General features: G+C 42.2%; 3 protein-coding genes. All 3 read right to left on the minus strand.

Annotated features, from left to right (window positions below):
- The coding region (locus BUC17_RS02315; RefSeq protein ID WP_143161692.1) for a fibronectin type III domain-containing protein at positions 1-7,880 on the minus strand (7,880 nt) is incomplete at its 3' end.
- 150 nt (positions 7,881-8,030) lie between these two features.
- Positions 8,031-13,406 carry a GEVED domain-containing protein gene (locus BUC17_RS02320; protein ID WP_083544712.1) on the minus strand — a complete coding sequence of 1,792 codons (5,376 nt, stop codon included), beginning with the start codon at positions 13,404-13,406 and terminating at the stop codon, positions 8,031-8,033.
- 306 nt (positions 13,407-13,712) lie between these two features.
- Positions 13,713-14,051, minus strand: coding sequence for a hypothetical protein (locus tag BUC17_RS02325; RefSeq protein ID WP_073361217.1), 339 nt, complete (start codon positions 14,049-14,051; stop codon positions 13,713-13,715).
- Positions 14,052-14,191 lie beyond the last annotated feature (140 nt).

The raw sequence follows: 14,191 nt of genomic DNA on the forward strand, positions 1-14,191 counted from the left end.
ATTGTACTCACAATTGGGGTACAACCTCCAGGTAAACCTAAGTTATCGATGTTACCGTTACAGTCGTTATCGATACCGTCGTAACATACATCAACTGCACCTGGACGAATGGAAGCATTAGCATCATTACAGTCTGAGCTGTTAGCCACAAATCCAGCAGGAGCACCTGTACAAGAAATACTAGTGACCGCAATATTACCGAAACCATCATTATCGGCATCTTGATAATAGGTAACATTTGGCAATACACTAATTGTACGGTTTCCAGCAATAGAACAACCTGTCGTAGTGTTGGTCACAGTCACGGTATAGGTTCCAGAAGCCGCTGTTGTTGCAGAAGCAATTGTTGGGTTTTGTTGGTTTGATGTAAATCCATTAGGACCTGTCCATGAGTAGGCTAAAGCAAATGGAGTAAAGGTAATACTCTGTCCATTATTCAAACTAGCGGTATTGTGAGAATACTGTAAAGCTGCCGTAGCATTGTAGTTCAAACCAATAGTGGCAGAAGCACCTCGATCATTCACTGTATCTGTTCCAGAGAATAACACATCATTATATACAAAGTGAATCTGACCTGTTACAGTATCTAACTGAATCTGGAAGGTGATGGTACCTGTACCCGTAGCACTAAAGCTATCTTGGTTGGTCCATTGAACGATAAACGTGTTTCCTACAGTTTGCGTACGAATGCTTGCGCCGGTACCCGGGGTTAAATCATCCCACCATGGGCAAAGTGCAGCAGCACCTGCATTTCCAAGACCTGTAGAAGCAGAAGTACTACCTCCTTGCGGTAGTGGAGAATTCACCCAGTAAATATCACCTGCAGTAGAGCCTAAAACAAGTACTCCATTGTTACCAATACGAGCAGTGGTATAGGTAGTTCCGAAGTAGGTGAACGAAGGAATAGTTACATTATGCTCTGAATCATCAGCAATTGAAGTTACAGCCGTACCTGTAGTACTAATGTCAACAAACGCAACACCACTGTTGGGGTTCATTGCATATCCTAATGCAGAAGAAGTTGCCGTTAAATTCACAGGGGAATTCTCACAAATTGGAGAAGTCGAACCTCCCATTACTGGAGCAGATGGAAGCGCGTTAACTACAATAGTGAAGTTAACTGGAGTTCCAATACAGCCATTAGCTTTAGGAAGAATTGTAATTGTAGCAACACCCGAGGCAGTTGTTGTGAAAGATGGGATCTCAGTTACATCCGATTGGTTGGCTAATCCTATGCTAGCACCTCCTGAAACTTCAAAAGTAACACCCGATGGAGTACCAGACAATACAATTGGTAATGTTGTAGCATTTACACAATAGGTTTGAGTAGCTGGTGCAGTAACCGTAGGCGTTGGATTAACAATTACTGTTACAGGATCACTGATGGCCACATTTCCACAAGCTGGGGTCACGACTACGTCGTAGGTACCCGATTGTGCTGGTAAAGCACCCGTTACAGAATACGTAGCGGCAGTAGCACCAGAAATGTTATTTCCGTTCAAACGCCACTGATAAGTCAAACCAGGACCCGTTGCCGCAACACTCATCGAGAAGTTTCCTCCCTGACACAATGGTGCTGGAGCCACAGGTTGCGTAGTAATAATCGCATCAGCTACAATATTTACCGTTACCGATGCAGTAGCTGAACATCCTGTTCCCGAAGTTACCGTTACGTTATACGTAGTAGAAACTGTTGGGTTAACCGTTGGGTTTTGCAATGATGACGTAAATCCAGGAGGATTTGAGGTCCATGCATAAGTATACGTTGGTAAGTTACTAGGTGTAAAACGATACAAACGTCCATTATCAGGTAATAATGGTGCCGCAAAAGTTCCCACAGCACAAGTTGAAATTGCTGCCGTTCCCACAGTTGGTGAAGACCATGCACCAATATTATTCAAAGAACGAACATTGACAGAGGCGTTACTTGCCCCACGTAAACCAACTTGAACAGTTCCTCCAGCTGTTCTTCCTGAAGAAGTTGTGAAAGCACCATAACGCATTTCTACGATATTACTTCCTTCATACAACCACAATTGGAAATTAGCGGTTGCTGGATTCACTGTACTTGAGAAACTACGTACATTCACCCACTCAATTTTCAAAATACGGTTTGGAGCCGTACCTGTTACTTGGGTGTAGTAGGATGTTGCAGTTGTATTATTACCATTTAAATCACGGTTGAAAACAGCAATAACATTATTGTCTGAACCGTTCAATGCAGAATAGTTAGTTGTACTTACTGAAGCACCTCCTAAGTTTATCCATCCATTGGAGTTGATTTTATACGAAGTAAAATCTGTACCGCCAAAATTGAAGGTAAACGGAATAGTTTGAGTCGCAGAAATTGAATCATCCATACTTGACAAAGTCACTGCACTAGTTCCTGGTTGTCCAACAATAGTTGCATAGGGTGACGTTGTGTTTGCAAATACATAGCTTCCAATGTTGGCTGGTGTGAACGATGATACTCCATTTGCAGTAAGATTAACCGCAGTCGAAGGACACACGCCTAATTCAGAAGCATTTGCTGAAGCGGTTACTGTATTAGAAACGGTAACTGTAACTGTAGTTGAATTAGTACAACCTAAAGCATCAGTTCCTACCACAGTATATACCGTAGTTGTCGAAGGACTCGCTAATACAGTTGCCCCTGTAGTTGCAGATAATCCAGTTGCTGGAGACCATACATAGGATACCGCTCCATTAGCCGTTAACGATACGGCTGAACCTGGTACACAATAGGTAGCACTTCCAGGTGTAACTGTGATGGTTGGCTGTTGAATGGTTAACGAGGCTACAGAAGAAGTCACTCCTGTACAAGGAGCAGCAACATTGACTAAAACACGATAGAAAGTTGTTCCAACTGTTGAAGAACCCGTAACTGGAATAGTCAAAGTAGTCGTTCCAGTGATAGAATCATAGGTACCACCACTTACATTGGTCCATCCTGTTGTACCATTGGCAGAAACTTGCCATTGAACAGAAGATACTGAACCAGCAGCAACAGCAGTAAATACAGCATTACCTGTAGTACGACAAACCGTAACGTCTGTGGGTTGCGTTGATACAGAAACCCCTGTATTGATAAATAACGTAACTGTATTAGAAGAAACAATATTTCCACCATTTACTACGACATAATAGGTATAATTATTACGTGTATTATCCGCATTTTGAATCACAAGGGTATCTGAAGTAGCCCCACTGATATCACCTCCATCTTCTAAAGGAAGTTCTTCAATACCGTCATTTTGATACCATTGATACGTCAATCCTGTACCCGTAGCAACAACACTAAAGGTTGCAACTCCTGATTCACAAAGCGTAACATTAGTAGGCTGTGTAGTAATAGCCGTGTTCCCTACATTTAAGATAACTGTATTCGAATCTAAAGAAGTACATGGAGCCGTTCCAGTAACTTGACAGTAGTAACGGTTATTGTTAAATGAACTAGGAACAGCCGTTAATGTTAACGTAGCAGTAGTAGCCCCTGAGTACTCTCCACCATCTACAACAGCAGTAAAATTGAATCCACCATCAGTAGACTCATACCACTGATAAGCTAAACCTGAACCCGTAGCTACCACACTGAAAGAGGTGTTTGTACCTGTTAAGATAGCAACACCACTAGGTTGCGTAGTAATTGCAACGGGAGCATACACATTGATAGGATAAGAAGCTGTTGTTGAACAACCGCTTACAGTGACTGTATACGTAATTGTTGCAGCACCTGCCGCTAAGGCAGTAACATTTCCACCATTAACTGTAGCTACTGCAGGATTTGAAGTTCCCCATACCCCTTGCGCAGTATTGTTTGTCAAAGCTAAACTAGGTGATGATAAACAAATAGCGTTAGTTGAACCTACAATTGGGTCAACCGTTGGATTAGGTGTAATGGTTAGTGAATTCACACTTGAACCTGTTCCGTAAGCATTGGTAGCGGCAAACACTCCAGAAGTAGCACCAGAAGGTACCACAACACTCATTGAAGTATCAGAGTTAACTGTAAATGAAGTTACTGGAGCACCGTTAAGCGTAACAGCGGTAGTTCCAGTAAAGGAATATCCTGTTAAGTTTACCGTACCGCCTTCATTGAAACATACAGCAGTTGGGGTGAAACTATCAATAACTGGAGCTGTAAAATCAATTCGTAGATTATCAATAGAAACATCATAACTTCCTGTTAACCAAGAACAAGTTAGACGAATGTTTACATTTTGTCCTGCATAAGCACCCAAGTTAAACTTGTAATTACGGTAAGAAGCCGTAGGCGCATCACTAATGGTACCAATAGCAACATAGCTTGTACCACAATCAGTACTTGCCAACACTTCAATGGATCCCCAACCTGCAGCTGGTGGTGCAAATGGAGAAGCAAAATTAGATATTTTCAAATCAAACGATACTGCCATACCTGTTTGAACAGGTCCAAACTTAGCCGTTGACAAAGTAGCCGTAGTATTTGAAGTAGAAAGGTTGGTAAAGGCATTTGCTCCAGGGTTTCCTGTAGCACCACGAGCGGTACCAATAGCAAAACCACCAGTAACCGTCCAACCACCCAACGTATTTAAGTTGGTGAATGGTTCATTCAACGGAAGTGGGTTCGCGTTGTTATTGATTTCTACTGTATTCGAGAAAGAATCTTGCGACGTGTTGGTACACGTTGATCTTAAACGATACTGAATAGTTGTACCTGCGAAAACAGGAGGAGTGTACACAGCAGTAGTAGCTCCTGAACCTCCTACAGCATTACCCCATGAGGCTCCGCCATCGGTAGATTGTTCCCATTGGTAGGTAACCCCAATCCCTGTATCAACACCATTAGCTGTAAATGGCAATACGGGTAAATTAGGACACACACGTTGTACTACAGGAGTTACGTTAGGTACTAAAGGAGCACCTGAACATGGGGTATCAATTTTGATGTTATCAACAGCAAAATAGTAATCCCCTGTTGCCCAAGTTCCTTGGAAACGTATTTTTACATTTTGACCTACATAGGCTGATAAGTTATACGTTTTGGGTCTCCAGTTGATATTTGAGTCAATATTAATAGTCTCAAGTGTAGTATAGCTTGTGCCATAATTCGTAGAAATCTGAACTAGAATTGTACCTGTACCTGTAGATGTAGTTGCTCCTGCACCAAAATTGATGTTACGATAATCAAAAGTTAACACTTGCCCCGCCAAAACAGGACCTAAATTAACCGTAGAGAAGTTACCTGAGGTTGTGGATGACCATAAGTTTATATAAATGGAATTCCCAGGATTTCCGCCTGCAGGTGTACCAATAAAGAAGCTAGTTAAATTGTAGCCAGTTGGTGTTGTCGTTGTCGCAAAAGGCTCATTGTAAGGCGTAGGCACCACTAATTGCGTGGTAAACGAACCACCAGCAGCCCAAGCGGATTGATCAGAAACTGAACAATTGGCACGAACCCAATAGAAATATTGCGTATTGCTATTTAATCCAGTCAAAGCTACTGTAGTACCAGTCACATTACCTGTTGGCGTTGTTAAAGCCGTAGGAGCTGTATTTGTCGTAGACACAAAATAATCGTATCCATTACCCGGTGTAATCGTTGCCGCTGTCCAATTTAAATTAGCAGAGGTATTCGTGATTCCATTAGCGGTTAAAGCCGTAGGTTCCGTACATGTGGGTGTTAACTCCAATCTGAAATCGTCAAAAGCCATATACCACGGAGTTCCACTTGACTGATTTCCACGTATTGCAAAATAATACACCCCTGTAGTTGGTGGAACAAATGAGCGCGTTACTTTAGCGTATGACTGAATCGCTATTGTTCCCGAACCCGCAGCCGTGTATGTTGGTGTTAACTGGGTTGCACCTGTAGCTGAAGGAGTCGTATTCACAAAGATATCATTATTCCAGCCCGTAAAACCATCTCCTTGACCAAAGAACGAAAAGTCATAAGAAACTCCTGCTGTTAATTGGAATGGAGGTGTCCACATAAAAGCATTGGTAGTAGACCATGCATAACGAATATAATTCGACCCCGTTCTGGCGGTGTTATACGTGGTAGCATTGGTTGAACTCCATTGTGTAGATTGGCTTGTCCAACAACTAGGTAAATTGGTAGAAGACCCTGCTACTGTTGTTCCAAGAGTTGTAGATTCAAAGCCTTCATTCCATGGTAATGTTGTAATTGGATTACATGGAGTAACAAAGGGAGCAGAAGTACTCCAAGTACTTATGTCTGTACCAATTGTACAAACAGACCGTACATGTATGTAATATGTTGTTACAGCAGACAATCCTGTCACACTTGCAGTTGTAGCAGCTACAAATGCACCAGATGTAGGTGGTACAGGAGAGGTTGTGACAGCGTACTCATACCCCACAGGAGTGTTACCAGAAGCTGGAGCAGTCCAAGAGATAGTAGCTCCATTAGCCGTAACTGAAGAAGCTGTCAAAGCTGTAGGATTTATACATGAGGGAGTTGCCGAAACGTTTAAATTATCAATAAAAATATCATCACTTCCAAAATCACCCGTACCTAAAAACCGAATTACAGTTGTTGCTGAGGTAGATGCTGTAACTCTTGTAACATTAGTCCAAGATGTAGCTATACCCAAAGCAGCTCCTAAATTCGTAAAAGTCAATCCACCATCGGTTGAAATTTGAACTTGTAAAGCATCAGTACCTGATTGATTTCTATAGTCAAAAGCGATAGTTCTTGTACCAGGACCTCCTGTTGACATATCAACAAATAAATCCATATAACCAAAACTACCAGCAGATGCGTCATAAGAATGGAATCTAGCTGTTGGAACTACAGCAGGCGCTGTAATTGCAGTAGCTGTAGACTCAGTTGTTGATGTCCAACCTGAAGTTGAGGTAAATCCAGAAACCCCAGCATTGTTAGCACGCCAAGATGTATCGCCTCGTGATGGCCATGAACGCCAATTAGTTGCATTTGGCAAATCACCTGTTGAATTTCCATTTGCCCAAGTACCAAAGTTTTCGGTAAAAGGTAAAGAAGCATATGTACCTGTGGCAGAAACCCAAGTTCCTGGGGTATATGTAAATGTTAATCCACTAGCAGGAATAGTTGTACCTCCAGTGGTTCCTAACGTACAACTGCTAGTAGTAAGTGTACCCGCTGTTGTCGTGGTCCAGTTTGTACCAGTACGGTTATTTACATCGGAAGATTCCCCTCCTTTCAAACCTACTTGTCCAGTTAAGGCAGCTGTTCCTGAAGCCCAAGTTCCATAAACAATACGAACAACATTTGTAGTTTGTTCTAATTGAATCTGAAAAGTAATTCGTTGTGCAGCTGCTGCGGTATTCCCCTGCAAATCTTGAAATTGAACCACAAACGTATTCCCTCCTACCGTTTCATAAGAAATCTCAGAGGTTGTTGTAGTTGCATTTCGCAAGTTAACAGCAAAGCCAGCAATAGCCCCTTCATAGTTGGGGTTTGGGTTAGAACTTAGCCCAGTATAAGTAGTAGCCAATGGAGGGTTATCACCAAATGTGATAAAACCATTGTTACTAATTCGAATACTGTTGTAACTTTTACCATTGAACCTAAATGTCCATGGCAACGTCACAGCACTTGAAACTGCATCTGTCCCTAGAGTGGCATTGGATTGCCAAATAACTCTAGAAGCAGACAATGGCGTGTAAGTCCCTGATGTTTGGGCAAAAGAATAACCATTTGTTATTCCAGCACCCGACGTCGGAGGACCTACTTGCGCGATTAATGATACTGTAGAAATCACAAGCATCATTAAACTCACAAACCAAGTTGTCCGATAATTCCTTTTGACTCCATTATTCTTCGGATAGCCAGAGGAACTACTCGAACAGCCAGAGAAAGCATTTTCCCTAACCTTTGAATTGTAGTTATCCATCATAATTAAAAAAATTGGGTTAATTAATGTGTTAAATTAATAAAAGAAATAATACCTCGTTAACACCCCATTAACAAAACCGATATAAACACAAAAAAATCGACAAAATACACTCTTGCCGATTTTTTTGTTATTAATTTCTTAGATTACTTTCTAAGGATACTGTATTTTTCTTGTTAAAGTATTGCCGAATTCATCGGTCACTTTGACCAAAAGTATTTGCTGAGCAAACAAAGAATTACTGAATGAAGATTCCAATCCAGTTGCACTTTGAGTTCCGAGTAAAGCCCCACGGATATCATAAATGTCTACTTTTTGTAATGCATTTAATGAGGACTTCACGCGAATGACACCGTTCTCTACATACACCACCACCAACTGATCAAATTCAAGCGAGGGAGTACTCAATGCACTGTTGGTGAAAACCAATTCAAAGCGATCGTTAAATGTGCCTTGAGCCGAAGTAAAGGCATAATCACTTGACTTTAAATCATGCAATACTTGCAACACCTTATCTTTTAAATAGATGTTTTGTGCTTCAAATAATCCGTCAAAATTATGCAAGCCAATGGTTAGATTACCTGGAGCTGTAGCACTATAGCCTAATGGAATAACATCGGTATCTTCAAAAGGCAATGCACGACCCTGAATAGTTAAGGCATGTGAACCTACTAAAGAATAAATGCTCACTGGAGTCCCCGACGCAAACAAATCACCGTCGTATCCAGAGTCAATTCCATCCGTTGCTCCGTGTGCATAACCCACTAACGCTTGCTTATAGCCGGCAGCTCCATCATAAATTTGCAACCAAATGCGGCTTTTATCTTCAGCCGAACGGAAGAATTGATTGTTGTTCCCCGTTATACGCATACTGTTATTAAACAACGCAGTACCGGCAGACAACCCTTTGATGAAGAAACTTTGACCCGAAGCAATATTCCCATTAGGCACATTGGAATTCGGACCCGGAGCCGCGGCGGTTCCTACCCCACCCATATAGTTATAAACCGCATAGTCACTATTGGTATAATTGTTATTGGTCATTGGAGTGTTGTGAGTCCAGATATAAATGGTCTTATCAACTACATTGGTTCCAGTGTCCCCATTCAAATCCATAAACAAATCGATATCTACCGCACTCGGATAGGGGTTACCAATTAAATTCACGTCAGACGCTCCCAATACAATTGGCACCGAAATAGGACCATTATTTGGCACTCCAAAGAAAGACGCATTAAATACCGAAGGCGTCACTACATCAAAATTGTTGGGAGCCCGGATAATGTATCCTTTTCCAGCATCCATCAACGAGTTACCAGCTACATTAACCCAGTTTCCAATGACAGGATTAAATGTAAAGTATTTATCTGATAACGTTAAAGGAGATAATCCCACTAAGGTCTGAGGAGCTACTGGTGAAGACCAATAGGTATAGTCAAACTTACGCATTGGTGTTGTATTGCGTCGGTAAGTAATATTACCGCTATTAACTGCATTTGTATTTTGTAATAAACTTGAAGTATCTTCAAAGGTTAAACTACCCCCTACTACATTCACCGCATTTTGAACGGTCAATGTATGCCCAGGGTTAATGACCACTGTACCGCTTTGAACGGTTGCCGAACAAGCCGATAAATTTCCAGTTGAGGTAAAGTTACCCGCAAAAATAGCCGCTTTCGTTAGCGATGGGAGACCATTACTCCAAGCAGAACCGTTCCATGTCGTTGCATCAAACGTGATCGTTACCACTGTTGAGAAAGCCGTACATCCACCAAACGAGACCACTGCACGGTAATAACGGGTTGCCGTTAACGTACCCATTTGCGCCGAAGTCAAGGTTGCCGTAGCACTTGCCGGAATATCAACCGGTGTCGTAAAGGCTAAATCACTTGCGTATTGCCAACGTAAAATCGTTCCAACATGGCCCGTCAGCGTCAAATTGGCTGGGGCTCCATCACAAATCGTTTGGTTAGGTCCAGCTGTACCCGCATTTACAGTCGTCACATTAATCGTAACATTAGTTGACGTGGTACATACCGGTGCCAACGTACTTGCACTGGCTGTATAGGTAGTCGTTGTGGTGGGTAAAGCATATACGGTGGCTGCTCCAGTACCCGCTACATAAGGTGTTGTTGCAGCTGCATCAGTAAATAATCCTGCGGCTGGCGACCATGTAACGGAAGAGTTTGCCGTACCCGATACCAAAACATTATCAATAGCCCAGAACCAGTCCCAAGTAGCATCGTATCGGAAACGAATAAATAAGGTAGGTTGGTTAATGTAGGCATCCAAGTTGATAATAACATTATTAAACGCGGTCAACCCTCCTTGGTTTGAACTGTAAACACTTAAATCGGTCCAAGTTACCCCATCAATAGAGGCTTGCACGCGACCGGAATCGCCCGAGAAGAAACGATAACAATGCCAAAAACTCAATCCGAGAGTTGTATACCCTACCGTATTGATGGCTGGAGACGTTAGCGTGGTAGAAATTGAAGTTCCAGAACCGGGTTCATCACTATCAGCCAAGTAGAATTGTGTATTGTCATTACTTCGAATAGCTCCCAAAGGACCAGCGAAATTGTTAGGGCGTAACGTCCAATTGGCAATAGGCGCACCCGAACCTGTTCCAGCTACTGTCCATGTATTGGTAGCACCATTAAATCCTTCATTTAAAATAGGGAATCCTGACACCAAACCTCCCGAAGTGTTGATCGGAATCGCTGGACCTGTCGAGCACACATTGGTGCCTGAAGGGGTTGTAATGGTAATCGGTGTAGGTCGGGTATTCGCATTGTAACGGAAGGTCACACTACGAGTACTGAAAGGAGGGAATGTTTGAACTCCTGTCAATGTATACGTTATAGAGGTGTTACTACAAATGGTATACCCAGTAGCTGCCGTTCCAGTAACTCCCAAAGGAGGACTCCATGTATAGGTATTATAATTACCAAGAGCTGTAGTAATCGAAATCAACGGAGAACAATCACCGGCACATTGTGTTGTAGAAGAAATATTGATCGCTAATGGCGGTGGAGCTACCACTACATTTAAAGTGTAATCCTCAAAGGCTTGATAATTTCCGTTACGACAAGGATCGGTAAACGGACCAAAGTCAATCCCACCAATACGCATACGAACGGGTCCCAAAGGCTGGGCCAAAGGCACAGTAAACGAAGCATTCAATGTAGTAGGAATAGCATTCGTTGAAACGCCTTGATACACCAATTCACCGGCATCAGCGAAGTCCCCATCATTATTCCAATCCACCCAAATATTGGTATCATAGGTAAAACCCGTAGCATAAGTAATACTACAGTTCATCACTTCTCCTTGAGGAGCGATAGTTACCAAATTGGAATAGTTTCCATAATTGTTTGTTTCAATACCCGTAGTATTGTTAATCGAACCAATAGTAACATTCGTTATACCGTTGGGATCTTGAGGGAAAGAAGCTCCAGAGGGCGTACAATATGCTGGAGGAGGTGGCAAAGTTGTAAAGAACGGATTACCCGCATTATTTAAAGCTACCCATTCGCCAAAATCACCTCCACCACAGTTGGTACGAACCCATACATAATAGGTAGTACTTCCGGTAAGTCCCGTTATGGTGGTTACCGTTACCCCAGGCCCTGTTGCACCTGTGGGCGCTTGACTGTACGAGGGAGTGGTTGGTGAAGTGGATACATAATACACATAACCATTGGATGGCGCAGGAGTGGGTGCTGTCCAACTCAACAAGGCGGTAGTAGCCGTGATACTAGCCACCGATACGTTGGTAGGACGCAAACATACCGATAAGTCTACCGATATATCATCGACCGCCAACTGTCCATTGTTGGGATTGGAATAACAATTGAATCCAAAATAATACACCCCACTTGTGGCCGGCACAAAGTTGACAATTGAAATCGAAGGACCTCCTTTAATTTCAGGCTTGTCATCCAATTGTGTGGACATGTTGGCCGCAAATGGTAGCGTTCCATACGAAACACGCATGCGATTCAACGCCGTTGGTGGATTATCGGTACCACTATATAAATATTGTAAACGATAGGATGTTCCTGCCGTCAAGTTGACGCCTTTGGTAAAAAACCAAGTATTGGCCGTACCCGATGCTGAAGGAGCTTGACCGTTATACATCAAGAAATTCCCTTGAAAATCCATATAAATATTGGTGTAGCGCGATTCATCGGAGGTAACCCATGGGTTTCCTACCCCTGTACTTGCTAAATTCTGATTGCGCGTACAAAAAGGCAACCCGCCATGGAAGGGCGTTGTACCCGGTATGGTCACCAAATCATTATCGGGGGCACCCGAGGCAATACCCGCCCCATCAAAACCAATATAATACGGTACATTCACCGCACAATAGGTTTGAAACGAACCCAAAGTTGTCCAAGCACTGCTATCCGAACCGCTACATACCGAACGTACAGCAAAATAATAGGTTTGTCCTGAAGCCAGAGATAAAGGACCTGTTGTAAGCCCAGTGGTTGAATTTGTTACCGTTGGTGTCATCGAGGTCCCTACATAATATTCATACCCTAAAGCGGGCGCAGGACTTGGTGCGGTCCAATTTAAAGTGGCACTGTTGTGAGTTATATCAGTTATATTTGGTGTACCTGGACTTGGACATGTCACAGGCGTCCAACGGAACAAACGGTTGGAAGCCGTTTGAATGGTAGCCGTTAATGTGGCACTATTTCCAGATGTAAATACATTCAATGCATTATTTGTTGTGGTTTGCGCCATACTCGTACTCGGCCAAGGCGCTGTGTGACTTTGATACGAGAGCATATTAAAATCAGAAACACTATTCCCTCGCAAACCGATTTGTCCCGTCATTTGGGAAATAGTTCCTTGAGAACCAAAGTTGGTCGGTTGATAATACATTTCAATCACCCCTGTCGTTTCATACAACCACAACTGCATGATCATACTTGTTTCAGCAGTGGGAGTAGTAATAAAAGAGTTGGCTCCATTGGATCGACGCACTACCCACATCACTTTAAAAATACGATTGGGTGCCGTTCCTGAAATACCATAAAAAATATTAATCCCTGTAGCTGTAGTTCCAATTAAATCCAAATCACGAGCATACACCGCAATAGCACCCGCCGAATAGGTTGTCACTGTTGATGAAATGGGATTGTATTCTGTTGCTGGTGTCCCAGTGGTTGTACCAAAATATACATGACCGTTGGTAGAAATATTCACAGCGGTTTGATTTGCACCTCGGTAAGTAAACTGAAATCCAGCCCCATTGGTCAAAGTTCCAAACGTAACAGGAATAATTGCATCATCTACATTTATACCCGCACCATAAGCGGCAACACCGTTATTATTAGTGTTAAAATTTGCCCCCGTTGTCCAATAACCAGCTGTATTTGCGGCTGGCGCAGCGAGCTGTTGAACCGTGTAGGCAGAAACCTGCGCTTGAGTAGGTACGGTAACACCAATCCACAAGCCCAACACTAGGAGGATTCTCGTGAAAAACGAAACAGAAAAGGGTATTTTTTGTGCCATAGCGATTTATTTTGGGTAAACGTTGTAATAGGCGCTAAATTTACATTAAATTTTTGTAAATACCGTAATCGAAAACCCATAGAAAAGTTAAATCGATAAAGCGAATGTTTTTAACGATGAATTACATAGTTTATTAGCTTTTTCCACAGTATATTTTGTAAAAATTGACTTTCAAATCAAATACAAACTCCTGTATATCAGCAAGAAATGGATCGTATTGTAAATTGAGCTCACCTAATTATCAACAAAAAAGCCTGCTCGGTATAAGCAGGCTTTTGGGGTAAACTAACCAAATTATATATAAAACTAAACTAAAGCGGTTTCTTGAGAAGCAATACGCTTTACAAACGTTCGGTATAACACTTTGTTGGGTTGAGAACCCGAAGTGATGATTTGACGTTTTGTAGTAGACGCCCCTTTGGTTGTGGTTTGCTCCTCTTTATTTAAGTTATTTTGTTTGGTAGACATGAACCAGTTTACTAAATCGGTTTCTGACTCATAAGCTACTTCAACAGCAGGAGCTGGAGTAACTTCTTTTTGCGCAGGCACTTCTTGACCAAACATTCCGAAAGCAGAAAATAAAAACAACGCCAAGAATACAAGAGTACGTTTTGAAGTTGCTGGTGAAGTAGTGGTTGTGTTCATGTTTGTGATTTCGTTTATTTTTCTGGGTCAAAACTACAATCGAACCCAAGGGCACTGAAATAAATTCGATAAAATACATCAAAACTCGTTTAAGACGACACGTTGAGAAGTTCATCCTTTTTTTGTGCATTTCATAGACC

This window comes from Flavobacterium fontis, assembly GCF_900129405.1.
GTDB lineage: Bacteria > Bacteroidota > Bacteroidia > Flavobacteriales > Flavobacteriaceae > Flavobacterium > Flavobacterium fontis.